The organism is Flavobacterium qiangtangense, assembly GCF_042658345.1.
Lineage (GTDB): Bacteria > Bacteroidota > Bacteroidia > Flavobacteriales > Flavobacteriaceae > Flavobacterium > Flavobacterium qiangtangense.
The window spans coordinates 42,542-66,660 of record NZ_JBHSQB010000005.1 but is presented as its reverse complement, the minus strand read 5'-3'; the positions used below and the strand labels follow the sequence as shown (position 1 = coordinate 66,660).

Genomic DNA, 24,119 nt, shown 5'->3' with positions numbered 1-24,119 from the left:
ATTTCCAATTGAAATCGCATTGTTTGTTTAGATTTATCAGTACGTTAACAGAGATTGAAAAAGATAATTTAGAAATTAGTCCGATGACACTTCCCTATTATTTAATTACCTTTGTGGTATTCAAAAACTGCTATGATTACTGATATTACAAAAATCGAACCAAAGTCTAATATTATTATAAAAGGTGCTCAAATTCACAATCTTAAGAATTTGGACGTCGTGATTCCGCGCAATAAATTAGTCGTGATTACAGGACTTTCGGGTTCTGGAAAATCGAGTTTGGCGTTTGACACTTTATATGCCGAAGGTCAAAGAAGATATGTGGAAAGTTTGTCTTCGTATGCAAGGCAATTTCTTGGAAGATTGGACAAGCCAAAAGTGGATTACATCAAAGGAATCGCGCCTGCAATCGCCATTGAGCAAAAAGTAAACACCACGAATGCGCGTTCAACCGTGGGAACTTCTACCGAAATTTATGATTATTTAAAGTTGCTTTTTGCAAGAATCGGAAAAACTTTTTCTCCGATTTCTGGCCAAGAAGTAAAAAAAGATACTGTTTCTGACGTGATGAACGACGTCAAAAACTTTGAACCTGACAGCAAATGGTTGCTCCTCGCTCCTATTCATTTGGAGGAAGGACGTGCTTTGGAAGACAAACTGAAAACGCTTTTGCAACAAGGTTTTGCAAGGATTTTGGTCAATAATGAGATGGTCCGTTTGGATGAAATCGAAAATCATTCTTTAGACAATAAAGACATTCTTTTGATTATCGACAGAATTGTTTTAAATCCCGAAGTTTCTGGAGAAGAAGAATTCTACAATCGTTTGGCAGATGCCGTTCAGACTGCGTTTTACGAAGGAAAAGGAATTTGTTATTTGCAAGAATTAGGCACAGAAAACAGAAAAACATACAGCAGTAATTTTGAATTGGACGGAATTCAATTCTTTGAACCAAACGTTCACTTATTCAGTTTTAACAATCCGTATGGCGCTTGCCCGACGTGTCAAGGCTATGGAAATATTATTGGAATTGATGAAGAATTGGTGATTCCAAATACCGCTTTATCGATTTTTGAAAACGCAATTTATCCGTGGCGAGGCGAAAGCATGAGCTTTTACCGAGATGAATTGGTCAAGAAAGGGCACAAATTTGATTTCCCAATTCACAAGCCTTATTTTCAATTGACCGATGAACAAAAAGCGTTGGTTTGGAAAGGAAATAAAGACTTTGTCGGATTGAATGACTTCTTCAGAGAACTGGAAGTCAAAAACTATAAAATCCAAAATCGCGTGATGCTTTCGCGTTATCGTGGCAAAACAAAATGCCCTGATTGTCGCGGAAAACGTCTTCGTGATGAAGCGAATTACATCAAAATCAATAATAAAACGATTTCTGATTTGGTCGATTTGCCAATCAAACATTTGGTTACTTTTTTTAAAAATTTAGAACTTTCTAAATATGATACTAAAGTGGCAAAAAGATTGCTTTTGGAAATCAACAACCGTTTGGCTTTCTTGACCGAAGTCGGTTTGGATTATCTGACTTTGAACCGAAATTCAGCTACACTTTCTGGTGGAGAATCACAGCGAATCAACTTGGCGACATCGTTGGGAAGCAGTTTGGTGGGTTCGATGTATATTTTGGACGAACCAAGTATCGGTTTGCATCCAAAAGATACCGAAAGATTGATTAAAGTTTTGCTTTCGCTAAGAGATTTAGGAAATACCGTAATTGTTGTTGAACACGACGAAGATATTATGAAATCGGCCGATATGATTATTGATATTGGTCCCGAAGCTGGAACTTTTGGTGGAGAATTAGTCGCGCAAGGAACATATGATGAAATCTTGAAAGCAGATTCTTTGACAGCGAAATATTTGAATGGAGAAGAAGAAATCAAAACGCCTAGAATCCGTAGAAAACATAAAAATTTCATCGATATCAAAGGCGCTCGCGAAAACAATCTTCAGAATATTGACGTTCGCTTTCCTTTGGAAGTTTTGACCGTGATTACGGGAGTTTCAGGTAGCGGAAAAAGTACGTTGGTCAAAAAAATTCTTTTTCCAGCAATGCAAAAAGTTTTGGAAGGCGTTGGAGAAAAAGCCGGACAATTTACCGAAATGACCGGAAGTTATCAGGCAATTAAGCATATTGAATATGTGGACCAAAATCCGATTGGAAGAAGTTCGCGTTCAAATCCGGTGACTTATATCAAGGCTTACGACGATATTCGTGATTTATTTGCAAAACAGAAATTATCTCAAATCAGAAATTATCAGCCAAAACATTTCTCCTTCAATGTGGACGGAGGTCGTTGCGAAACCTGCAAAGGCGAAGGTTCTATCAATGTGGAAATGGTTTTTATGGCCGACGTTCAATTGCTTTGCGACACTTGCAACGGAAAACGTTTCAAAAAAGAAATTTTAGAAGTAGCTTACGAAGGAAAAAATATCGATGATATTTTAACGATGACTATCGACGATGCTGTTGACTTTTTCAAAAATAATAATCAGACGAAAATTACGCAGAAATTACAGCCTTTGCAAGACGTTGGTTTGGGTTATGTTCAATTGGGACAGTCGTCTTCAACGCTTTCTGGTGGCGAAGCACAGCGTATCAAATTGGCATCGTTTTTGGTCAAAGGAGCTACGAAAGACAAGGCATTATTTGTTTTCGATGAGCCAACAACTGGATTGCATTTTCACGATATCAAGAAATTATTGGCGTCGTTTGATGCACTTTTAGACAAAGGACATTCGATTATCGTGATTGAGCACAACTTAGATTTGATAAAATGTGCCGATTATATTATCGATATTGGTCCAGAAGGTGGCGAAAATGGAGGACAATTAATTGCTTCTGGAACACCGGAAGATATTGTAAAAAACAAAGCTTCTGTTACGGGAAAATATCTGAAAGAGAAGCTATAGACTTGTTTAACAATATTTTATAAGCTTCAGGATGTGACATTTAAAAATTTGGCACGAAACTTGAAATAATATCTAATATAAGAATTGGTTATTGTCATACATAATAAAAATATTTGAAAGTTTAATAATTTGGTTGATTATTAAATTGGTTGGTTAGGTTTGTTATAAATCCCGTGACTGTGAGGTTTGCGGGATTTATTGTTTTTTGATGTAACCGAAAATCTTTGAAGTTAGATTTTTCAAGACGAAATTAATATCCGAAGAAATTTTAAAAATGTAGTTCAGATAAACGTAAACTATAGTTATCAAAATTGATTTTAAAATTATACTTATAAAAGGATTAAAAGGAAAATCCCAGAAATAAAACAGGCAGAAAACGCCAATCAAAACTCCAAAAGATTTCAGCGTATTTATCGTAAACGGAAATAAATTCATCTTTTTTACTACAAATAAAAGCTTGATCGTATTGTAAATAAACATCGAAATCAAAGTCGCCAAAGCCGCACCGGTTATTCCATACATCGGGACAAAAATCATTACTAAAACTACCATCATCAGCACCAAAATCAATCCGAAAAGCAACACCATTCGGTAATATTTTGTGTTTAAAATAATCGCGTTGTTGTTTCCTAAAATAGCGTCGTAAAACTTCCCTAGTCCAATCATGAAAACGGTTAAAATTCCTCCAGAATAATTTCCTGGAATGATTAAATAGAGCTGTTTTAGGTTGAGAAAAATTCCGAGCATGACCAAACCTCCAAAAACTTGAAGATTGATGGCGCTTTTTTTATACAAATCATTCAGTTCTTCCATTTTGTCTTCGCTCATCAATTTTGCCGTAATCGGATAGATAATTTGAAGCATGGCACGGCTTGGAACTGCAATTACCGTTGCAATAAAAATAGCCACGGAATACACCGCATTTTCACCAATTTTTAAGTACGCCGGAATCATTACTTTGTCAAAATCCAATAGCAAAACGGCGACGCTTCCTGATAAAATTATAAAAAAAGAATAGCCTAAAATTTCACGAATTTTTTCCGGAATTTTAAATTGGAAGATTGGCCGATGCACTTTTATTGCATAAAGTAGCATCGCCAGCGTTTGCAAACCATAAATCGCAGTCAGGCTGTAAATAAAAAATTCTTTGGTAATCCAATCAAAATGTACGGCAAAAAGCATCATTGAAATCATGGCACGAACCAAGACTTCACTGATAAAATTCCCGAAAACAGACTTCATATGCACTTTTACCCAGGCATAAAAAACTTCGAAATAGCCCATGAAAATCCCGATAATCGGGATGAGCCAAAGAAACGGTTCAACAGTCGGATTGTCGCCAATAATTATAGAAGCAATAATGTCATAACCAAAAAAAGTAATGATGCAAATCGGAATTATCAGCAATAACGGCATCAGAAGCATAAAACTCAAAAAACGTTCGCGTTCGGCTTCGTCTTTGTATCTGTTATAAAATCGAATCAGCGTACTTTGTACTCCAAAAGCCATCAATGGCATCATAATATTCGCTGCGGAAAGTAAAAAAGTTACGATTCCGAGGTGCGTTTTTCCTAAGAAACTGGTGTATAAAAACATCGCATTAATAGCGCCAATCCCGAAACCAAAATAGGTCACGGCAATGTTTTTGGCCGACTGATTTAATACGATTCCCATTTAAGATTGCAGATTTTAGATTTCAGATTTCAGAACTTTCGAGAGTTTTTCAGTCAAGCTTTTTCTGCTGTATTGTTGCAAACCGACAGCATTTGCCTTCAAATTTCCTTTTTTAAATTCTTCGTAATATGTTAAAATAGATGCTTTTAATTTCTCGATTTCATCGTATTTTACAAAGATTCCCGTGTTTGTATTTCTAATGATTTCGGCAAAATCAGAACCATCCGGACCAATTCCAATAATTGGTCTTTCTGAAACCATATATTCAAATAACTTCCCTGGAATTATGCTTTTGGTTTCCTCAGAATCAATTTCTATCAAAAGTAAAACCTGTGATTTTCTTTGGTGTTCGACCGCTGTTTTATGCGAAACGTAACCCAAATTATTGACGTATTTATCTAGTTTAAATTCAGAAATGGCATCCAAAACTTCTTGGCTGACCGCTCCGATTAATTTTAACTCGAAATTTTTTTTAAAATTAGGATTTTCTTTAACCAATTCTTTCAGGCATTTCCACAGAATTCTTGGATTTCTTTCAGATAAAAAAGAACCGATGTGTGCCAAAGAAAATTTCTCGTCAAGCGTCTGTTTTTCTATCTTTTCAACGTCAAAACCGTTCGTAATAACTTCAATTGGTTTTGTGGTCAAAGCTTCAAATTCTTTCTTTGTCGTGTTGCTTGTGACCAAAATTACATCGGCGGTATTTAAAACTTTTGATTCTAAATCTTTATGTTTTTTAGAAGCGGAAGCCGATAATTTTAATTTATTATGATAACCAATTGTTGTCCACGGGTCACGGAAATCGGCAAACCATTTGACGCTTAATTTCTCTTTCAAACCCAAGCCAATCAAATGCAAACTGTGTGGCGGACCCGAAGTTATAATTGTGTCAATTTGATTTTCCTGAATGTATTTTTCCAAATATTTAACCGAGGGCTTTATCCAAAAAACACGCGCATCCGGAATAAAAACATTGCCTCGAATCCAAAGAAAAAGCTTTTCTGTAAAAGATTGTTTTCGTTGATTTGGAATAATTCCAGAGCTTATTTTTTTGGTTTTATTTTTGGAGAAAATTGATGCAAAACCATACGGTTCAAAAATTCTTTTCTTTAAAATAATTGCTTTATCAGAAACTTCAGAAGCTAATTCTTCATCAATTATTGGATACGTTGGATTCTCTGGAATATAAACAACTGGTTGAATTCCAAAATCAGGCAAATATTTCACAAACTTAAGCCAGCGTTGCACGCCTGGACCTCCAGCTGGTGGCCAATAATATGTGATTATTAAAACTTTTTTACTCTCCAAAATACTATGATTGTAAATCTCCGTCGGTTCTGTTCAATTTGTTAAGCTCTTCAATATCCAATTGGTCCTTTAAGCGATTTGTTGCTTTTTTAGCTATAATTAGATTTTTGTAATCAATGAAATTTACTTCAATATTTTCAATTATCACAATCGTAGCGTAATATATTTGACATCATTTTTGCGTAAGCCTTTCCAAATATTTAAAATTTCTTCCATCATTTCGTAGAAGGATAAATTTTAGGAGCATTTTTCAACTTATAAGAAATCTCGATTATTGCCATCAAACGCTCCAAACGTTGCCTATAAGTCAGCGATTGGATTTCGGCAATTCGTTTTGCCTCCAATTTTTCTGGCTTATCATGATTTAATTTTGCTGGTTTCATCTAAATACTAATACTATTTTTGATTCTCCTTTTTTCGATTCTCAAAATAAATTCCGCCCAATAAAAGAAGTAGCATTACAATCGAGCTAATCAACGTAATTGTGCTTCCGGTTTTGACAACTTGTGGCTCAAATTTGAATTCAATCGTATGTTTTCCGGCAGGAATTTCAAGACCTCTCAAAGTATAATCAACTCTAAAATGCTCTGCTTCTTTTCCGTCAATTGTGACATTCCAACCTTTTGGATAATAAATTTCAGAGAAAACGGCCAAACCTTTGTTCGTATTATTTGAAAGGTATTTGATGTAATTCGGCTCATACGATTTTAGCGTAATTGTTGCAGTCGAATCTTTCTGGTACGTTTTTGAAACTGGGTTTTTAAACTCTTTTTGGTTGAAAACGGCTTGGTTTTTAGTATCTAATTTATCCAAAGCCTTCATTTCTTCGTCAGGCGTATTTACGAGTTTTACTTCGCTTACAAACCACGCATTTCCATTCGCATCTGGATTTACCACTGGATATTCCTGGCCTTTTTCATCTACTTGAATCACGTATTTTGTATTCAGCATATTCAATACGTTCAAATTGTTTTTTGCAATCTGATAATCAAATAACTGCTCGATTCTTCGTGGTCGAACGGCGCTATAACCTGACAACGATTTATGAAAATAAGACGTTCTCGCCTGTAATCTTCCCTCGATTTCATACACTCTATAAACCGAAGTATCTCTTAAAATCTGCTGGTCAGAAGGCGTTTCTTGAAATGGTTCTCTCACTTCTCTCGCACTCACAAAGCCTTTGCTGTCCACATAATTTTTATCAATAAAGAATAAATCCCCAACCATAAATAATCCGATTAAGATAACCGTTAATGTCTGAGATAATTTGTTTTTTGTGTAAAGCCACAAAAATCCTGCGGAAATTAGAATCAAGAATCCAGAACGCAATAAATCTGCGTTGTAAAGGCTTTTTCTGTCGGCTCTCAACGCTTCGACAAAACCAGAACCAAACGCGTCGCTTCCTTGTGCCTGACTGAACATTTGTTGCATTTGAGCATCGTAAGGTCCGGTAAAATCAAAGAAACTTTTCGCAAAAAACAGCACGATTATAATTCCAAAACTTGTTGCTCCGGCTAATTTCAAAGATTTCCATTGTTCGTCTTTTTCTGATTTGAAAAAACTCTGCAATCCCATAATTGCTAGAACAGGAATACACAATTCCAAAATAACTTGGATGGAAGAAACCGCTCTGAATTTGTCATACATTGGAACAAAATCAATAAAAAAGTCGGTCATTATTGGGAAATTTTTTCCCCAAGAAAGTAATAATGAGAAGATTGCTCCTGCTAAAAAAGCATATTTAATTTTTCTTTTGTCGTGAAATAAAGCCAAAACGCACAAAAAGAAAACAACCGCTCCGATGTAAGCCGGTGCCGCAACAATCGGTTGATCGCCCCAATAAGTTTTAGCATAAGCTTCTGTGAAACCTTTAGCTTCTTCTGGAGTTGCGCCTTGTGTACTGATAAATTCATATACTTTTGACTCGCTTCCTAAATGCTCTGAATTCGATCCTCCAAATAATCTTGGAGCAAATAAATTTAAACTTTCGGCGATTCCATAACTATATTCTGTGATGTAATCGTAGGTCATTGCTGACGTTGTCGTGTTTTTTGAACCATCAGGATTGTAAGTCAATTCACTTTTTCCGCGCATACTAAAATCCGCGTATTCAGACGTTGCCATCAAACTTGTGGCGTTGGCACCGATTGCCAAAATTCCGGCAACGGCAAAAACTCCGATGGAAACCAAATATCCTTTAAAATCTTTCTCCTTACTATATTTATAAAGAAAATAAACACCAATAATCAAAAGCAAAAACAACAAATAATACGTCATTTGAAAGTGATTCGCATTGATTTCTAAAGCTCCGGCGATCATTGTAATTAATCCTCCGAGAACATATTTTCGCTTAAAAACCAGCAAAACTCCAGCAACAACCATCGGCATGTAAGCGATTGCGTGTGCTTTTGCATTGTGGCCTACGCCGAGAATAATTATAAGATAAGTGGAAAATCCGAAGGCGAGCGCTCCGAAAAAGGCTTTCAGCGGATCTACTTTTAAAACCAAAAGCAATCCGTAAAATCCTAAGAAATATAGAAATAAATAATCAGAAGGTCTCGGCAAAAACCTCAAAATATCGTCTAAACCGCCAACAGCGTCGTTTGGATATTTGGCTCCGAGTTGGTACGTTGGCATTCCTCCAAAGGCAGAATTGGTCCAAAAAGGTTCTTCTTTTGTTTCGGCTCTAAAGTCGTTTTGCTCTTTCGCCATTCCTGTATATTGCGCAATATCAGACTGATAAAGCTGTTTGCCTTGCATTACAGGATAAAAATAAATTAAGGAAACCAAAATAAAGCCAAGAACGGCCAATAAATGAGGATAATACTTGCTGATTATTTTCATAATAGATAAGTTGAAAACAAATAAATAAAGGCGTGAAGATACGCATTTACCGCAAATATATTCAAAGAAAAGTTTAGTCTATTTCTTCGTAATCGATGTACTCACCTACTTTTTTCTTCTCGCGTGGCTTGTCAGATTTGCTATTTGTGTTTACAAAATCAGACTGGTTATTTTGAGGTCGTTGGTAACTTTGCTGTTGTTGGTGAAAGTTTTCTTGCGCTTTATCAACCACTGTTTTCACCATAATCGGGAAAAGTAACTTGCCAATAAATTTTAGCAAATAATAAATACATACAATAGTTAATATCGTTCTCAAGATACCGTCAAGTGAAGCATATTGCATAATAGAAATTTTAATGTGTAAAAATAACAAAATGAAATTTGAAAATTAAAATATGATTCTTAAATTAATAATAAATTATAGTACATTTGGGTTATACTAACCATATCCTAATGAAAACTTCGAGAATATGTCTAAATTAAAGTCACTTTCACTGCTCTTTTTTGCCTTTTCGACCTCTGCAATTTATGCCCAATTTACTGACGACATCAATTCAAACCGTCCCGGAGAATCAATGTCTGGCTTTTCTGTTGGTAAATCTGTTTTTCAAATGGAGGCAGGAATTTATGGAATTGCAGAAGATCACAGCGTTTTAAATACTGATTCTAAAGGTTTTGGGATGGATCTCGCTTTGCGTTATGGTGCATTTTTGGAGCAATTAGAATTTATTGCAAATTTTCAATATCAAGCAGATCAATACAATACTGCATTAGGTTCTGAAAACAGAAGCGCTTTGAAAAAAATGACTTTGGGCGCAAAATATTTGATTTACGATCCATTTAAAAATTACGAAGAAAAAGTAAATATTTATAGCTGGAAAGCAAATCACAGGTTTAAATGGAGACAATTTATTCCGGCGGTTGGAGTTTATGCTGGAGCAAATATCAATTTTTCTAATAATCCTTACACTTTTCCTACTGATCCAAAAATATCACCGAAATTGATGGTTATTACTCAGAATCATTTTGGAAGCCGTTATGTTTTTGTAATGAATATTATAGCTGATAAAATTTCTTCAGATTTTCCAAGTTATGGCGGAATTGCTACATTAACTTACGGAATAAACCCAGATTGGTCAGCGTTTATCGAAGGTCAGGCGTATCAAAGTGATTATTATTCTGACGGAATTGCAAGAGTTGGTGCCGCATATTTATTACGACCAAACCTTCAATTAGATGCTTCGATCAGTAAAAATATTAAAGACACGCCGTCTATTTTTTACGGAGGAATTGGCGTATCTTGGCGCTTTGACGGAAATTATAAGGATATTTTAATCGATGTTCCCGGAAAAGACGATTCAAAAGATAAAAAAGAAAAGAAGAAAAAAGACGACGAGAAAAAACGAATTGACGAAGTCGGAGGCGAACAACCTACAGAATAAAAAATGATTACAGTAAAAGAAGCGAATACAAAAGCATTATTAAAGGACTACGTAAAGTTTCCTTTTGAATTATATAATGATAGCAAATATTGGGTACCGCCAATTATTGCGGAAGAAATGGAAACCTTTAACAAGGAGAAAAATCCGGCGTTTACCAATGCAGATGCCAATTTTTATTTGGCTTACAAAGACGGAAAAATTGCCGGAAGAATTGCCACAATCATCAATTGGGACGAAGTCAACAACCAAGGCAAAAAGAAAGTTCGTTTTGGCTGGTTTGACGTGATCGACGATATCGAAGTGACCAAAGCTTTGCTTGAAAAAGTATATGAATTTGGAAAACAGCACAATTTAGAATACGTGGAAGGTCCGATGGGATTTTCAAATTTGGATAAAGTGGGACTGCTGACTTTTGGTTTTGACGAGATGAGCACGATGGTTACTTGGTACAATTTCCCTTATTATGTGGAACATTTCGAAAAGTTGGGCTACGTAATTGAAAAAACATACAACGAAAGTAAATTTCCTTTTGCTAATGTAAAGCCAGAATTTTTCTTAAAAGTAAATGACATCGTTTTAAAGCGCTATCAACTGAAAGCTTTGAATTTTTCGAGCACGAAGGAAGTGATGCCACACGTTGATAAAATGTTCGATTTATTTAATACAAGCTACGAAAAATTGTCTTCATTTGTTGCGATAACCGACATTCAAAAAGAATATTTCAAAAAAAAATACATCAGTTTTATCAATCCAGAATATATTAAATTTGTGGAAGATAAAGACCATAATATTGTGGCTTTTAGCATTGTAATGCCTTCTTTTTCAGAAGCTTTGAGAGAAATTAAGGGAAAATTATTTCCATTTGGATTTTTAAAGATTTTGAAAGCGAGAAAACATAGTAAAGAAATGCTTTTTTACCTCATCGGAGTTCATCCAGATTATCAAAGCAAAGGCGTGACGGCAATTATTTTCAACGAATATTACAAAACATTCACCGAAAAAGGAATAAAAATGTGTTACAGAACTCCAGAATTAGCTGACAATGTGAACATTGCCAATTTATGGAAACACTTTGATCCTGTGATTCATAAGAAGAGAAGTACGTTTCGAAAAGAGTTGGAAAGTAACAAAGTTTTAGAGTAGCAAAATTTTCTTTTATTATCTATAAAAAAGTCCCAAAGTAAAATTTTACTTTGGGACTTTTTTGCTTGTTACTTTAAAACTATTTAGAACAATCTACTTTGTTTAAAGTCACGCTTCCGTCAAATTTCAACGTCTTTTTATCTTTGAAAGTCTGAGCATTGCCTTTAGTTTCAATTTCTCCAAAACCTTCAACCAAAGTATTTCCTTTTTTCAAGAACGCGCTTTCTCTGGTAGATTTCATTCCTTCAGATTCAAAATCATAGGTTACATAAATCGTGTCGCCTTTTGTCATTCCTGAAACTTTGCCAAAACTTCCGTCTTTTTCAAAGAAATTGTATTGCAAATCACCCACAACGTTTCCGCCGTTGGCTGTTGTAATTGACATTTTGATGGTGTCTTTTCCTTTACTTGTCCACAAATAACATTCTTTATCTTGGATCGTGATTTCTGGCTGTTCCATCTCTTGTTCGGTTACAACCGTTTTTTCTTCTTCTTTTTTTCCGCAAGATGCGAATGCAATCATTCCAATTGCGACTATAAATAACTTTTTCATAAAATTTTGTTTTTGCTTTATAGTTAAAGGTAAAAAATTAAAATCGAGATTTTGTTAAATTCCATACAAAGAAAAAGCCACTCTTTTCAGAATGGCTTTGTTGTAAAATATTTAAAATCTTAACGCTCGTCGCTCACGTCCACAGTGTGGATTTCTGCTAATTTTGCGTAAGTTCCGTTTTCTAATTTTTCTCTAATTGCTTCAAAAGCAGCTAAAGTTTGGTTGATATCATCCAAAGTATGTGTAGCCGTTGGAATCATTCTCAACAAGATAATCCCTTTTGGGATCACCGGATAAATTACGATAGACAAGAAAATTTTATAGTTTTCTCTCAAGTCATTTACCAACATCATCGCCACAGGAACGCTTCCTTCCAAATAAACTGGAGTTACGCAAGTGTTTGTATCGCCAATGTTGAAACCTCTCGATTTTAATCCGTTTTGCAACGCGTCAACATTTTCCCAAAGTTTGTCTTTCAAACCTGGATTTGAACGCAGTAAATCCAAACGTTTCAAAGCACCTTTTACCAATAAAGAAGGTAATGCTTTTGCAAACATTTGAGAACGTAAATTGTATTTCAAGAAATCGATAATGTCTTTATCAGCAGCAATAAATGCACCGATACTTGCCATTGATTTCGCAAAAGTTGAGAAATAAACGTCAATTTGGTCTTGAACTCCCTGCTCTTCACCTGCTCCGGCACCTGTTTTTCCAAGTGTTCCAAAACCGTGCGCATCATCCACCAAAAGACGGAAATTGTATTTTTCTTTCAAAGCCACAATTTCTTTCAATTTACCTTGCTGACCGCGCATCCCAAAAACACCTTCAGTGATCAATAAGATTCCTCCGCCAGTTTCTTCGGCCATTTTTGTAGCACGACCAAGGTTTTTCTCGATACTTTCAATATCGTTGTGTTTGTATGTAAAACGTTTCCCCATGTGAAGGCGCACACCATCGATGATACACGCGTGAGAATCAACGTCATAAACAATAATATCATTTTTTGTAACCAAGGCATCGATTGTAGAAACCATTCCTTGGTAACCAAAGTTCAATAAATAAGCTGCTTCTTTTTGTACAAAAGCTGCCAATTCATCTTGCAATTGCTCGTGAAGCGTTGTGTGACCAGACATCATTCGAGCACCCATCGGATGAGCTGCACCAAATTCTGCAGCCGCATCAGCGTCAACTTGACGTACTTCTGGGTGGTTTGCAAGACCTAAATAATCATTAATACTCCAGTTAATAACCTCATTTCCGTGGAACATCATTCTGTTTGAAAGCGGTCCGTCTAATTTTGGAAAAACATAATATCCTTCTGCCTGTGAAGCCCATTTTCCTAATGGACCTTTATTGTTTTGTATTCTTTCGAATAAATCTTTTACCATTTTGATATAGTTATTATTTTGGAATCGTAATTGTAATATGCTGCAAAAATAAATATTTATATATTATTAATAGCGTGGATTACCTATTTATTTTTATGCATTTTTAATCTAAAGTTGTTAATAACAGCATAATTATATAAAGCAACACCTAACTTCGTGTCACTTTCCAAAAATTATTTTGACACTTTAACCTCAAAAAAATTACTCTTTAAAACAATTTCCTTAATGCTTTTGTCTAATTCTTCACCGCAATTGATGAAATGTTGTAGTAATTCTTCGCCTTCTTCTGCCCTTAAATCAAAGTCTCTAATCAAATATAAAATGCCCATCATGTTGGCCAACGGTGCTCTAACAATGTGCGATTGAGTAAAGGCGATTTCCTGCAAACGCTGGTTTCTTTCTTCAATTGCTTTTAGATAATTTCGTTTTTCAGTAACATCTGAAGCAATGGCAAGTCCACATTTTCGTCCGTCGATATAAATAATGTTACAAGAAATTTCTACAAAAAAGCTTTCTCCGTTTTTTCTTTTATGTTGGTATTCTTTTGTGGTAACGAGCCAATCGTGATAGTCAAAATGTTTGTAGGCTTCTTTAAAAGAATTGATTTCATTTTGCGGTCTGATATCAAAAAGCGTCAATTCTAAGAACTCTGGAATTGAATAACCATACTGGCGAAGCATTGCATCATTTACGCGCAAAAATTTGAAGGTTTCAAAATCAAAAAGATACATTGGTTGTGGATTTAAGTAAAATAAATCACTGTACCGTTTTTCTGATTCTTCGTATTTTGCAATATTTTTTCGTCGCTCAATTGCATAAACAATGCTTTTATACAGCAACCTCGAACTAATTTCACTTTTTAAAATATAATCACAAACTCCTTTTGAAACAGCCGAAAGTGTCAAATCTGCGTCTTCGAGATCGCTCAATAAAATGGTCTTTGAGTAGTTTTCTTTCCCTAAAGAATCAAGCAAATCTTTTCCTGTTATGTCAGAAAGGTTTAGGTCTAAAAGAATAATATCAAAACTCTCCTGCTTAAGAATCATTTGCGAACTCTTGAAGTCAACGGCGTTCACAATAACCGGATCGGTAATTCTTTTAAGAAGCATTCTTTTTAACGATAATAAAATCTTTGCGCTACTCTCAACAATGAGAATGCGATAGGATTTAGTATCCTTTTTCATAGGTGGTAGTTTATGGATTTTAAATCGGGGCGCGTAAACGTAGGAAAAATATAGGCAATATCATAAATTTTCTACATTAAATTTTGAAATCAACTAAAACCCAGCTCCACCAAGCATAATTATATTTTTAACTATTTGCATTTAATTTAAGCACTCAAAACACATCCAAATCAGTTGTCTTGTCTTTTAAGCAGTCGCTTCCTTTTTGTTGCAACAATATTAAAATCTCTTTTAAAAATTTTTTTTCAGAAACGCTCCAAGATCCAAATTGCCTATTTTGCTTCATCTTATTTCCAGAAATACTTTCTATTGAAGTTTTCATCCCTAAAATTGAATCTTTGTTTGTCTGAAAATCGATCGCTTTATACAACGTCAAAAGCCGTTTTGTTTCATTAGGTTGCAATTTTAAAATCTCTACACCACAAGTTTTTTTTTCTTTCCAACCGATTGGAGCTACAAAACCCACTCCACTTTCATATAATAAATAGTTTTCATTTATATCGATGGAAATGTCTACTATGAAATCATCCTTTGGAAGAAACTGTACATATAAATTGGTAATTTCAGATGAATTGTTTCTTTTGCAAGATGTGAGAAGTAAAACCGAAATCAAAAACAAAAATTTCTTTGTCATTTATCTGAATCTTTTAAGGTCGAATATTACTTTTTCGTCTTTACACTTTTTACGTATTAAAAAAACCATCGCATCTATAAAATTTGACATACCAATGCAATCGACAATTTCAATCAATTCTCCATTTTTCTTTACCGCAATTGTATAACATCCCCACTGATCTGGTGCAATTGGCATTTGCTCTGAAGATGATTTCATATTTTTGCAAAGCGCCAATAATGAATCGGTTTCGTGCCTACTTAATTCAAATAATTTATTTTCTGACGCCTCAAAAATCGGATTTTCGTCCTTATCATTTAAAGCGCTACTGAAATTCTTAAAGAGCAATTGTCGATTAGCAACGTTAAATACAAACTTCTTTTCCCCATAAAATGAAGGAAAAACCGCAACTTGAACCATCGATAAATCTGTTTCCAATTGCATATTTTCTTTTTGTTTACAAGAAGAAAAAAATATAAACGCTATAATTAAAAGAAAGAATTTCATATAAATCGATTTCTCTAAATCTACAAAGGAATATTTCCGTGTTTCCTTTTCGGCAATTCGCTTACTTTGTTTTCCAACATGCTGAACGCCTTGATTAATTTTCGTCTGGTATCTTGTGGCAAAATCACCTCATCGATAAAACCGCGTTCTGCGGCACGATAAGGCGTTGCGAATTTCTCCGCATATTCTGCTTCCTTTTCCAATAGCTTTGCAGCCGGATCTTCCGCTGATGAAATTTCTTTTTTGAAAATAATCTCACTCGCACCTTTGGCTCCCATAACGGCAATTTCTGCCGATGGCCAAGCAAAATTCATGTCGGAACCGATGTGCTTGGAGTTCATCACGTCATAAGCGCCACCGTAAGCTTTTCGGGTAATTACAGTAACTCTCGGAACCGTTGCTTCGCTTAAAGCGTATAACAATTTGGCACCATGAACAATGATTCCGTTCCATTCTTGGTCGGTTCCTGGCAAGAAACCTGGAACATCCACCAAAACCAATAACGGAATATTGAAACAATCGCAGAATCTGGTGAAACGGGCAGCTTTTACAGAACTGTTTACATCTAAAACGCCCGCTAGAAACATAGGCTGATTCGCTACAATTCCGATGCTCCTTCCTCCTATTCTTGCGAAACCTACTAGTATATTTTCGGCAAAATTCTTATGTACTTCATAAAAAGAATCTTCGTCGATGATTCCTTTGATGACGTCATGCATGTCATAAGGTTTATTCGCATTTTCTGGAATGATGCCGTTTAGTTGCTCACGGATTTCATCACCCAATTCAAACGGAATTTTTGGTGCTGTTTCCAAATTGCTTTGAGGTAAATAACTCAACAGTTTTTTTAGATCTTCCAAACATTCTACATCGTTGGCTGAAGTGATATGAGCGACACCAGATTTTGTAGAATGCGTACTCGCTCCTCCTAATTCTTCGGAAGTTACGGTTTCATTCGTTACGGTTTTCACGACATTCGGACCGGTAACAAACATATAACTGGTGTTTTCCACCATCATCGTAAAGTCGGTCATGGCTGGAGAATAAACAGCTCCACCAGCACAAGGTCCCATGATTGCTGAAATTTGCGGGATGATCCCCGAAGCTTTTACATTTCTAAAGAAAATATCAGCATATCCTCCCAAAGAACGAACCCCTTCTTGGATTCTTGCTCCACCCGAATCGTTCAAACCAATCATCGGAGTTCCGGTTTTCAAGGCCATGTCCATCACCTTGCAGATTTTCTCCGCATGTGTTTCTGATAAGGCTCCTCCAAAAACAGTGAAATCTTGTGCAAAAAGATAGACCATTCTACCGTTGATAGTTCCGTAACCTGTGATAACACCATCTCCCAAATAGACTTCTTTCTCCATTCCGAAGTCAGTCGTTCTGTGGGTTACAAGCATCCCGATTTCTTCAAAAGAACCTTCGTCCATCAGGTATTCTACCCTTTCTCTGGCCGTTAGTTTTTTCTTTTCGTGCTGTTTTTCTATTCTGTGTTGACCTCCGCCTAAATGTGCCAAGGCAATCTTATCTTCTAATATTTTTATTTTGTCTTTCATATTTGCAACTGACTTTTAGCTTTTAAATGCAGCTATTATATTTTTTAATGCCATTTCATTTTTCTCCGAAAACAGCGTAATTTCTTCATATTTCATTTTAGAGAAACGATCTTTTATAACTAAGATATATTCGTCACTCCTTATTATAGTCTCATACACAACTCTATAATTAACATATTTTGGCAGCGACTCTAAACTACCATTTACCAAAACAATTGGCAGATTATTATTAAAAACACTAGAGATGGCATTTTTTTTAGTCGTAAAAACTAATATTTTTCTTTCTTCGTCAAAGTACAAGTTTGCATTTGTAAACATTCCTCCAAATTGATTAAAATTGATATAAGAAGTTTGCGAAAATTTAATCTCTACTTCATTCAATTTGTTCATCTGTAAAGTAGATAAAATTATTTTCGCCTTGTTATTCCTAAGTCTTGAAATAAAAATAATGACAAAAAGAAACCCAATTATGGCTATTATGAATGGTAAAAAAAAGTCCATATCGATTTTTGATAAAATTTCCAACCTCAATTAAAATAAGATTCCGTAAAAATTAGATTAATGACTTATTGTATTGGCAAACGAAGGATGTTTTGGTCTTTTAAATACTGTTGAAGTGCAATCATTGCAGCCACTTCCGCTTCCTTATCTTGTTGGGCTTTCAAATGCTCAGCATCGTAATATTTCTTTACGAAATGCGTATCAAAATCACCCGAACGGAAAGCTTCGTGTTCCATTACAAACTTTCCGAAAGGCAAAGTCGTACTCACACCTTCCACTTGATAGCTTTCGATTGCTTTGATCATCAATTGGATGGATTCTTCCCTTGTTTTTCCGTAGGTTATCAATTTCGCCAGCATCGGGTCGTAATAAATCGGTACGTCCATTCCTTGTTCAAAACCATTGTCCACTCGGATGCCGTCGCCGACAGGCAAACTATAAACCTCTAAATTTCCAACACTAGGCAAGAAATCATTCAATGGGTCTTCGGCATAAACACGGAGTTCCATCGCATGGCCTTTAATGTGCAAATCTTCCTGTCTAATAGAAAGTGCTTCGCCTCTTGCCACCCGAATTTGCATTTCGACCAAATCTAGACCCGTAATCATTTCCGTTACCGGATGTTCTACTTGCAGACGCGTATTCATTTCAAGGAAATAGAAATTCAGATTTTCATCCAATAAAAATTCTACGGTTCCAGCTCCAAGATAATCACAGGCTTTGGCCACTTTTACAGCCGCTTCGCCCATTTGCTTTCTTAATTCTGGAGTTAAAACCGAAGACGGAGCTTCTTCTACAACCTTCTGATGACGACGCTGGATACTGCATTCTCTTTCAAATAAGTACAAGATATTGCCATGACTGTCGGCCATTACTTGGATTTCGATATGCCTTGGCGAGGCCACATATTTCTCTATAAAGACCGAACCGTCACCAAAAGCAGAAGTCGCCTCGCTGATGGCACGTGTCATTTGGGACTCTAAATCTTCTTCTTTTTCTACAACACGCATTCCTTTTCCTCCACCTCCGGCAGAAGCTTTGATTAAGATTGGGAAACCAATTTCTGTTGCAATTTTCTTTGCTTTTGCAATATCCGTGATGGCTTCGTCAATACCGGGAACCATCGGAATATCGTAGGCTTTTACAGCTTCTTTTGCAGCCAATTTACTTCCCATCATGTGAATCGCCTTTGATTCTGGACCGATAAACGTGATGCCGTTTGCAATCGCTTCTTCAGCGAAAGTGGCATTTTCACTTAAAAATCCATAACCGGGATGAATTCCGTCAACGCCTAATTCTTTCGCTACTTCTATAATTTTACTTCCCAATAAATACGATTGGTTCGAAGGGGACTCTCCTATCCAAACGGCTTCATCGGCAAACTTTACGTGTGGTGCATTTCTATCGGCTGTTGAGTAAACCGCAACTGTTTTGATGCCCATCTTTTGAGCGGTTTTCATCACTCTGATGGCTATTTCGCCTCTATTGGCTACTAATATTTTCTTCATAATTTACTCGAATTCAATTAACAACTGTCCTTTCTCTACGGCATCGCCCTTGCTGGCTGAAATCGATTTGATGATTCCGGCTCTTGGCGAAAGGAAACTGTTCTCCATTTTCATGGCTTCTAAAATAAGAAGGCAGTCATTTTGTTTGACTTCCTGTCCTACTGAAACGCTCATTTCCAATATTAAGCCCGGCATTGGTGCTTTGATGACGTTGACTTGCTTGGAAGCGCCCACTTCGAATCCCATATCTTTTATAAGTTGGTCCAAAGGATTTGCAATTGCCACATTATAAAGGTTTCCGTTTACTTTTATGCTGTAGGTTTTTGCAAAAAAATCAGAATTTATAATTTCTGCGGTGTAGGGTTGATTGTCTTTTAAAATGTGAAATTGGGAAGAATTAATTGCGATTGCGTCGATTGCCTCAGCTTCCGAAGCCTTGCTATCAAAGGATGTTGTGTTATTTACGGTAACTTTATAGTTTGTATCCATATTGTTTGTTTGATTTTACTAAAGTAGGCAAAAAGAAAACGTTTGCGAAATGAAGAAATGAGAAATTTCAGTATTTGCGTTAATTTACGAATGATTGACAATTAATTCATTGGAAGAATTTCTGGCTATAATTCAAAGATTATTTAGTCGTTCACTTTTTAAAACTTAAATTTGTAAAGCATCTAAAAAATTCCCCGATGAAGATTATTCCTTTAAATGAAGGCGCTTTTGCCGTTGACAAACAGAAAAATTTTGTTTCCATTGATTCAGAAGATTCGGTTCAAAATACATTAAAAATGGCTGTTTGTCCGTTTTTAATTGTATTGGAAAATGATTTGATTTTACTAGATGCTGGCCTCGGATTTGAAACCGACGGAATTCAAAATATCAAACTTTTGCTCCAAAAAAACGGATACGAACCAGAGCAGATTACCAAAGTTTTACTTTCGCATTTGCATAAAGATCACGCAGACGGTTTGGGTTATTTTAAGGACGGAAAATTTATTCAAAACTTTGCAAACGCTACACTTTATATCCAAGAAAAAGAGTTGGAATTTGCTTTAAGCCAAAAAGAAAATCCTTCGTTCAATCAAGAAGTTTTGGAACAAATTAAAGATTTACCAAATATCGAATGGCTTGCGGCGGAAGAAGGACAAATTAGCGAAAACATAACATATTTGCGAACTGGAGGTCACTCGCCGTTTCATCAGGCGTTTTGGGTAGGCGATGAAACGGAAACTGTTTTTTATGGCGCCGATAATTTACCTCAAAAGGGTTACTTAAAATTTCATTTGGCTTATAAAACCGATGATGACGGAAAAAAAGCGATGGAGCTTCGGGAAATTTGGGAAAAAACCGCCAAAGAAAAACATTGGACGGTTTTATTTTACCATGACATTAAAAATAATGTCGTTACTTTTTAATTTTATTTCAAGACGTGATGTGCCAAAACTTTTTGCACTTCATAAACGTTCACTGACTTATTAAATTGCTTTTTAATACTTGGAACTGTTTCGCTGGAAACCCAAATTTTCAATTCTGCATCTAATTCAAAAGTTCCTGCAGTTTCCACGCTAAAACGGCTGATTGCTTTGTAAGCAATTGATTTATATTCGGTTTTGCTTCCGGTGATTCCTTGTTTGTCAACTAAAATCAATCTTTTGGTTGTAAAAATAAACGTGTCGCGAATCAACTTGAAACCCAATTCAATTTCTTCTCCGTCAGTTAAAAGCGTGTCGTATTTCTTTTTTAATTCGTCAAGACTAACCGCTCCTGCGTTGCCCAATAATGCTGAAAATAATCCCATTCTTAATTTTATTTTTGATTTATTATTTTTCTATCGTAAGTAAAGATTCAACAAATTTTGTCGTATTTCCAAATTGATTTTCATAGAAATTCTTCACTTTTTCTGAATCACTTTCCACTTTTATTGAAAGTTTTTTCTCCATTTCCCATCTCGGAGATCTGTCATAAATGGCGCCTTGAAATTTCTTGGCCAAATTTCCGTCTGTTTGAATTTCAATTTTTCCGATATAATACACTTTTGAATGCTCTGGAACCGAGATGTTTGCATAACCAATCGGAAGGTTGGCCGAACCATAAGGCGTGTAAATCAACTTGATAAAATGACTTCCTTTTGGAACTTTCATAGCCATCAATCCGCTTTCGTCTAATTTATATGAAATTGCTCCGCTTTTATTTTCATCGAAATAAATCTTAGAATTTTTGGTAATATCTTTCTCTTTGTTTAAGATTTTAAACTGCCCTACAATTACTGTTTCCGATTCAGAAACAACGGTATTTTTATCGACTTTGGTTGATTTGCAAGATGCAAATGCCAAAACCAGCGCAAAAAGGTAGAATTTTGTTTTCATAAAAATTTCTTTGTGCTAATTTACGGCTAATTCCTTAGAATAAAACCATAAAAAAACGGCTTACTAAAAATGAGTAAGCCGTTTTTCTAACAATAACCCTCAACCTAACTTACAGCATTTGCAGCTTTATCGTTTAAACTTGAAGCGGTGTCAATTGCTTTTCCCGCAATATTTTTTCCCTCTGCGATCGCGCTTTCTGAAGCAGAAACGGCAGAATCTTTAATTTTCCCTACAGAATCTTTGACTTTTCCGGCGATGTCGCCAGCTTTGTCAAGGATCGAATTAAAATTGATGTATCCTTTTTTGTTGCAAATAATTCCTACTACTGCTAAGGCTGCAACTCCGGCTGCAATCCCTAAAATTAATTTTTGGTTCTTCATAGCGTTGTTTTTATATAGATTATTAATGTTTTTAAATAAATAATGGAAAGCCATATTCTTCTTCGTGACCGTCTAACTCGTGATCTTCCTCTTCATTATCGAAGATTTCCATCCTGTTGATAACCGTTTTTATAATGGTCGCTAAAGCAAGGCTAACGATTCCGAAAAGTAAAAGATTCTTTGTGTTCATTTCAATGCGTTTTTAAAGTTATAGTGGTTTTTATCATTCCATTTGATTATGAAATTACGATTAAAAAACCAATGGCAGACCGCATTTAATATAACTTTAATAGTATTTGTAATGAGATGGGGAAATGTTGTAATGAGATTTTTTCAGGCAAGAGAATTTAGCCAAGTGGCAGAAGTTTTAGCAGTAAAAAATAATACTTTTAGCTTACCTAGCCGGCTATATATTTTTTCCTATTTGCTTTTGCCTAGAAAAAAAATAAAATAAATGTTGCAATATTGACAAATTAGAGTACTTTTGCAGCAAGAGACCTGGAAACAGGGTTACGCTCTTACCGCTTAAGCCGATCGCTCCAGATCGGCTTTTGCACTTTTTAGGAGTTACTGTTTTGGATTCAAGGTACTGAAATCTGCAAACTAATTACTGAACACTATTCTATTCCTTCCCACCATTTTTTCGTAGTTCCTAAATTATCAAAATCCAGAATTTCGCCAATCATTGGGTGCGTCAAATTCACATTTTCAATTGAAGCTGCTTTGTCTGCTCTTATTATTGGGTCGTCCCAATCATGTAACGCCAACGGAAATTTTGCCCAATGCACTGGCATCAAGACCTTTGCTTTCAAATCTTTTGAAGCCTGAACGGTTTCTTCAGGCATCATGTGAATATATTTCCAGTTTTTATTGTATTGCCCACATTCTAAAATCGCCAAGTCAAACGGCCCAAATAAATCTCCTATGGTTTTAAAAAAAGTGTCGTATCCAGAATCTCCTCCTATATATATGTTGCGCGTTGGCGTATTTAAAACTATTGAAATCCAGATCGCTTGATTTCTTTTTAAACCTCTTCCAGAAAAATGCCTTGCCGGAACTGCGTTAAATTTAAAATCTCCGAAAATCAATTCTTCGTGCCAATTCATTTCTGAAACTTTTTCCATGTCAAAATTCCAACGTTCAAAATGTTCGCCTGTTCCCAAGCTTGTGACGATTCGTTTTACTTTTGGTTTCAATTTTAAAACAGTATCATAATCTAAGTGATCCCAATGATCGTGAGTGACGATTAAAAAATCAATTTCTGGAAAATCTTCGGCGCGATATACATTGCTTCCTTTAAACGCGTTTACCGTAAATGACAACGGCGATGCGTGATTGCTAAAAACCGGATCGACCAAAAAAGTCTTTCCGCTCAATTGCATAAAATAAGACGAATGTCCAAACCAGACCAAAATATCTCGATTTGGATCTAAATTTTTTAAATTGGTTTTCACCGAAGGAATTATTCCTTTTGGTACATTTCTTTTACTTTTTCCGAAGAAAAATTCTTTTAAAACTGTGTAATAATTCGCTCCTTCGGCTAAATCAGGCGTAATTGAAACATTTTGGAATTGTCCATTTTTAAAATTCGAAGTATGTTTTATGTTGTCAAGTCGGTTGCCCGAAGGTCTTCTTCCAAATTTTGGTTGGTTGAAAAATAAGAAAATAGAAATTGATAAAAGAATCAATAATATGATGGTGAAACTCATTTGGAATTAAATTTTTACCAAATCTATCGATAAAACAAATCCGACTTCAAAAAGTATTCTTAAATATTTTCGCCGCCTTTCTTCTTTGGCTTTTCTCTAACAAAATTTTGGATTTAAAATCGTAATTTTAGAAGAAACAAACACAAAAACTAATCAGCATGAACGATAATTTCAAAAATATAACCGATTCCTTAATAAAGAACGGCTTCATCGAATCAGAAGAAAACGTAAAGGATTTGGGCAATAAATTAGATTTCAAAATAACGCAATATTCCTTGAATACTGATTCGAGCTTCAAGTTTTTGAACAGCGACGACTTTATCAATTTCCTAAATTATTCAAGTTCAGAAGAAATTACGAAAGAAAAAATTGGATTGATAAATGCGGCAATCTTAGAGCAGGGATTAAATCCGGATGATTTTTTTTATGTGAATTTTTATAAAAAAGAGGTAAATGAGCTTTAAAAGGGTTCTGGGATTTAGGTGAAAGGTTCAAGGGAATAAATTGTG

The 24,119-nt window shown here is 35.4% G+C and carries 25 protein-coding genes; 6 read left to right on the top strand and 19 right to left on the bottom strand.

Annotation, left to right across the window (positions count from 1 at the left end; genetic code table 11):
* Positions 1-132: 132 nt before the first annotated feature.
* Positions 133-2,931 (top strand): excinuclease ABC subunit UvrA, encoded by a 2,799-nt coding sequence (uvrA, locus tag ACFPVY_RS05920; RefSeq protein WP_379791047.1) that lies wholly within the window; start codon positions 133-135, stop codon positions 2,929-2,931.
* A gap of 195 nt (positions 2,932-3,126) precedes the next feature.
* Here the strand turns inward: uvrA and ACFPVY_RS05915 are convergent, their stop codons facing one another.
* The 5 genes from ACFPVY_RS05915 to ACFPVY_RS05895 all read right to left on the bottom strand — a co-directional run bounded on the left by ACFPVY_RS05915 (position 3,127) and on the right by ACFPVY_RS05895 (position 9,130).
* Positions 3,127-4,605: a lipopolysaccharide biosynthesis protein gene (locus ACFPVY_RS05915; RefSeq protein WP_379791046.1), complete on the bottom strand. Its 1,479-nt coding sequence runs from the start codon at positions 4,603-4,605 to the stop codon at positions 3,127-3,129.
* A 15-nt stretch (positions 4,606-4,620) separates the two neighbouring features.
* On the bottom strand, positions 4,621-5,913 hold the full coding sequence (locus tag ACFPVY_RS05910; RefSeq protein ID WP_379791045.1) for a glycosyltransferase family 4 protein: 1,293 nt from the start codon (positions 5,911-5,913) through the stop codon (positions 4,621-4,623).
* A 215-nt stretch (positions 5,914-6,128) separates the two neighbouring features.
* On the bottom strand, positions 6,129-6,296 hold the full coding sequence (locus ACFPVY_RS05905) for a hypothetical protein (protein ID WP_379791044.1): 168 nt from the start codon (positions 6,294-6,296) through the stop codon (positions 6,129-6,131).
* A gap of 13 nt (positions 6,297-6,309) precedes the next feature.
* The gene (locus tag ACFPVY_RS05900; protein ID WP_379791043.1) at positions 6,310-8,757 is read right to left on the bottom strand and encodes a YfhO family protein; all 2,448 of its coding nucleotides are present in this window, start codon (positions 8,755-8,757) and stop codon (positions 6,310-6,312) included.
* 73 nt (positions 8,758-8,830) lie between these two features.
* Positions 8,831-9,130, bottom strand: coding sequence for a DUF4834 family protein (locus ACFPVY_RS05895; RefSeq protein ID WP_465254368.1), 300 nt, complete (start codon positions 9,128-9,130; stop codon positions 8,831-8,833).
* Between the two features lie 97 nt (positions 9,131-9,227).
* On the opposite strand from ACFPVY_RS05895, the gene ACFPVY_RS05890 reads away from it, so the two are divergent.
* On the top strand, positions 9,228-10,199 hold the full coding sequence (locus tag ACFPVY_RS05890) for a transporter (protein WP_379791041.1): 972 nt from the start codon (positions 9,228-9,230) through the stop codon (positions 10,197-10,199).
* Between the two features lie 3 nt (positions 10,200-10,202).
* Positions 10,203-11,342: a GTP cyclohydrolase gene (locus ACFPVY_RS05885; RefSeq protein WP_379791040.1), complete on the top strand. Its 1,140-nt coding sequence runs from the start codon at positions 10,203-10,205 to the stop codon at positions 11,340-11,342.
* Between the two features lie 79 nt (positions 11,343-11,421).
* Here ACFPVY_RS05885 and ACFPVY_RS05880 read toward each other — a convergent pair whose 3' ends face one another.
* The 9 genes from ACFPVY_RS05880 to ACFPVY_RS05840 form a co-directional block, all read right to left on the bottom strand.
* The gene (locus ACFPVY_RS05880) at positions 11,422-11,895 is read right to left on the bottom strand and encodes a hypothetical protein (RefSeq protein WP_379791039.1); all 474 of its coding nucleotides are present in this window, start codon (positions 11,893-11,895) and stop codon (positions 11,422-11,424) included.
* A 119-nt stretch (positions 11,896-12,014) separates the two neighbouring features.
* Entirely contained in the window at positions 12,015-13,283 is a 1,269-nt protein-coding gene (locus ACFPVY_RS05875; protein WP_296150091.1) for an aminotransferase class I/II-fold pyridoxal phosphate-dependent enzyme, read from the bottom strand.
* A gap of 173 nt (positions 13,284-13,456) precedes the next feature.
* Positions 13,457-14,467: a PAS domain S-box protein gene (locus ACFPVY_RS05870; RefSeq protein ID WP_379791038.1), complete on the bottom strand. Its 1,011-nt coding sequence runs from the start codon at positions 14,465-14,467 to the stop codon at positions 13,457-13,459.
* Between the two features lie 154 nt (positions 14,468-14,621).
* Entirely contained in the window at positions 14,622-15,101 is a 480-nt protein-coding gene (locus ACFPVY_RS05865; protein ID WP_379791037.1) for a hypothetical protein, read from the bottom strand.
* Positions 15,102-15,518, bottom strand: a complete 417-nt coding sequence (locus ACFPVY_RS05860; RefSeq protein ID WP_379791036.1) for a hypothetical protein — start codon at positions 15,516-15,518, stop codon at positions 15,102-15,104.
* An 89-nt stretch (positions 15,519-15,607) separates the two neighbouring features.
* Positions 15,608-17,149: an acyl-CoA carboxylase subunit beta gene (locus ACFPVY_RS05855; RefSeq protein WP_379791035.1), complete on the bottom strand. Its 1,542-nt coding sequence runs from the start codon at positions 17,147-17,149 to the stop codon at positions 15,608-15,610.
* A 15-nt stretch (positions 17,150-17,164) separates the two neighbouring features.
* Positions 17,165-17,650: a hypothetical protein gene (locus ACFPVY_RS05850; RefSeq protein ID WP_379791034.1), complete on the bottom strand. Its 486-nt coding sequence runs from the start codon at positions 17,648-17,650 to the stop codon at positions 17,165-17,167.
* A 65-nt stretch (positions 17,651-17,715) separates the two neighbouring features.
* Positions 17,716-19,158, bottom strand: a complete 1,443-nt coding sequence (accC, locus tag ACFPVY_RS05845; protein WP_379791033.1) for an acetyl-CoA carboxylase biotin carboxylase subunit — start codon at positions 19,156-19,158, stop codon at positions 17,716-17,718.
* A 3-nt stretch (positions 19,159-19,161) separates the two neighbouring features.
* Positions 19,162-19,647, bottom strand: coding sequence for an acyl-CoA carboxylase biotin carboxyl carrier protein subunit (locus ACFPVY_RS05840; protein WP_379791032.1), 486 nt, complete (start codon positions 19,645-19,647; stop codon positions 19,162-19,164).
* A 197-nt stretch (positions 19,648-19,844) separates the two neighbouring features.
* On the opposite strand from ACFPVY_RS05840, the gene ACFPVY_RS05835 reads away from it, so the two are divergent.
* Positions 19,845-20,570, top strand: coding sequence for an MBL fold metallo-hydrolase (locus ACFPVY_RS05835; RefSeq protein WP_379791031.1), 726 nt, complete (start codon positions 19,845-19,847; stop codon positions 20,568-20,570).
* 2 nt (positions 20,571-20,572) lie between these two features.
* On the opposite strand, the gene ACFPVY_RS05830 is transcribed toward ACFPVY_RS05835, so the two are convergent.
* The 4 genes from ACFPVY_RS05830 to ACFPVY_RS05815 all read right to left on the bottom strand — a co-directional run bounded on the left by ACFPVY_RS05830 (position 20,573) and on the right by ACFPVY_RS05815 (position 22,091).
* Positions 20,573-20,953, bottom strand: coding sequence for a PH domain-containing protein (locus ACFPVY_RS05830; RefSeq protein WP_379791030.1), 381 nt, complete (start codon positions 20,951-20,953; stop codon positions 20,573-20,575).
* Between the two features lie 22 nt (positions 20,954-20,975).
* Positions 20,976-21,521 (bottom strand): hypothetical protein, encoded by a 546-nt coding sequence (locus tag ACFPVY_RS05825; RefSeq protein WP_379791029.1) that lies wholly within the window; start codon positions 21,519-21,521, stop codon positions 20,976-20,978.
* Between the two features lie 104 nt (positions 21,522-21,625).
* Positions 21,626-21,901: a hypothetical protein gene (locus ACFPVY_RS05820; protein WP_379791028.1), complete on the bottom strand. Its 276-nt coding sequence runs from the start codon at positions 21,899-21,901 to the stop codon at positions 21,626-21,628.
* A gap of 31 nt (positions 21,902-21,932) precedes the next feature.
* Complete coding sequence (locus tag ACFPVY_RS05815; RefSeq protein WP_379791027.1) at positions 21,933-22,091, bottom strand: hypothetical protein; 159 nt, start codon at positions 22,089-22,091, stop codon at positions 21,933-21,935.
* 48 nt (positions 22,092-22,139) lie between these two features.
* On the opposite strand from ACFPVY_RS05815, the gene ACFPVY_RS05810 reads away from it, so the two are divergent.
* Positions 22,140-22,355, top strand: a complete 216-nt coding sequence (locus tag ACFPVY_RS05810; RefSeq protein WP_379791026.1) for a hypothetical protein — start codon at positions 22,140-22,142, stop codon at positions 22,353-22,355.
* Positions 22,356-22,518: 163 nt separating this feature from the next.
* On the opposite strand, the gene ACFPVY_RS05805 is transcribed toward ACFPVY_RS05810, so the two are convergent.
* Positions 22,519-23,610, bottom strand: a complete 1,092-nt coding sequence (locus ACFPVY_RS05805) for an MBL fold metallo-hydrolase (RefSeq protein WP_379791025.1) — start codon at positions 23,608-23,610, stop codon at positions 22,519-22,521.
* 158 nt (positions 23,611-23,768) lie between these two features.
* Here ACFPVY_RS05805 and ACFPVY_RS05800 point away from each other — a divergent pair, with 158 nt between their 5' ends.
* A complete protein-coding gene (locus ACFPVY_RS05800; RefSeq protein WP_379791024.1) occupies positions 23,769-24,074 on the top strand; it encodes a hypothetical protein in 306 nt (101 codons plus the stop codon).
* Positions 24,075-24,119 lie beyond the last annotated feature (45 nt).

What these genes read in the sequence shown, in the direction of transcription:
- ACFPVY_RS05870 (WP_379791038.1), bottom strand. Translation starts at nt 14,467, where the DNA reads ATGAAAAAGGATACTAAATCCTATCGCATTCTCATTGTTGAGAGTAGC.
- ACFPVY_RS05865 (WP_379791037.1), bottom strand. Translation starts at nt 15,101, where the DNA reads ATGACAAAGAAATTTTTGTTTTTGATTTCGGTTTTACTTCTCACATCT.
- ACFPVY_RS05915 (WP_379791046.1), bottom strand. Translation starts at nt 4,605, where the DNA reads ATGGGAATCGTATTAAATCAGTCGGCCAAAAACATTGCCGTGACCTAT.
- ACFPVY_RS05815 (WP_379791027.1), bottom strand. Translation starts at nt 22,091, where the DNA reads ATGAACACAAAGAATCTTTTACTTTTCGGAATCGTTAGCCTTGCTTTA.
- ACFPVY_RS05850 (WP_379791034.1), bottom strand. Translation starts at nt 17,650, where the DNA reads ATGGACTTTTTTTTACCATTCATAATAGCCATAATTGGGTTTCTTTTT.
- ACFPVY_RS05830 (WP_379791030.1), bottom strand. Translation starts at nt 20,953, where the DNA reads ATGGGATTATTTTCAGCATTATTGGGCAACGCAGGAGCGGTTAGTCTT.
- ACFPVY_RS05825 (WP_379791029.1), bottom strand. Translation starts at nt 21,521, where the DNA reads ATGAAAACAAAATTCTACCTTTTTGCGCTGGTTTTGGCATTTGCATCT.
- accC (WP_379791033.1), bottom strand. Translation starts at nt 19,158, where the DNA reads ATGAAGAAAATATTAGTAGCCAATAGAGGCGAAATAGCCATCAGAGTG.
- ACFPVY_RS05890 (WP_379791041.1), top strand. Translation starts at nt 9,228, where the DNA reads ATGTCTAAATTAAAGTCACTTTCACTGCTCTTTTTTGCCTTTTCGACC.
- ACFPVY_RS05900 (WP_379791043.1), bottom strand. Translation starts at nt 8,757, where the DNA reads ATGAAAATAATCAGCAAGTATTATCCTCATTTATTGGCCGTTCTTGGC.
- ACFPVY_RS05875 (WP_296150091.1), bottom strand. Translation starts at nt 13,283, where the DNA reads ATGGTAAAAGATTTATTCGAAAGAATACAAAACAATAAAGGTCCATTA.
- ACFPVY_RS05855 (WP_379791035.1), bottom strand. Translation starts at nt 17,149, where the DNA reads ATGAAAGACAAAATAAAAATATTAGAAGATAAGATTGCCTTGGCACAT.
- ACFPVY_RS05820 (WP_379791028.1), bottom strand. Translation starts at nt 21,901, where the DNA reads ATGAAGAACCAAAAATTAATTTTAGGGATTGCAGCCGGAGTTGCAGCC.
- ACFPVY_RS05885 (WP_379791040.1), top strand. Translation starts at nt 10,203, where the DNA reads ATGATTACAGTAAAAGAAGCGAATACAAAAGCATTATTAAAGGACTAC.
- ACFPVY_RS05800 (WP_379791024.1), top strand. Translation starts at nt 23,769, where the DNA reads ATGAACGATAATTTCAAAAATATAACCGATTCCTTAATAAAGAACGGC.
- uvrA (WP_379791047.1), top strand. Translation starts at nt 133, where the DNA reads ATGATTACTGATATTACAAAAATCGAACCAAAGTCTAATATTATTATA.
- ACFPVY_RS05880 (WP_379791039.1), bottom strand. Translation starts at nt 11,895, where the DNA reads ATGAAAAAGTTATTTATAGTCGCAATTGGAATGATTGCATTCGCATCT.
- ACFPVY_RS05835 (WP_379791031.1), top strand. Translation starts at nt 19,845, where the DNA reads ATGAAGATTATTCCTTTAAATGAAGGCGCTTTTGCCGTTGACAAACAG.
- ACFPVY_RS05840 (WP_379791032.1), bottom strand. Translation starts at nt 19,647, where the DNA reads ATGGATACAAACTATAAAGTTACCGTAAATAACACAACATCCTTTGAT.
- ACFPVY_RS05805 (WP_379791025.1), bottom strand. Translation starts at nt 23,610, where the DNA reads ATGAGTTTCACCATCATATTATTGATTCTTTTATCAATTTCTATTTTC.
- ACFPVY_RS05905 (WP_379791044.1), bottom strand. Translation starts at nt 6,296, where the DNA reads ATGAAACCAGCAAAATTAAATCATGATAAGCCAGAAAAATTGGAGGCA.
- ACFPVY_RS05810 (WP_379791026.1), top strand. Translation starts at nt 22,140, where the DNA reads ATGAAATTACGATTAAAAAACCAATGGCAGACCGCATTTAATATAACT.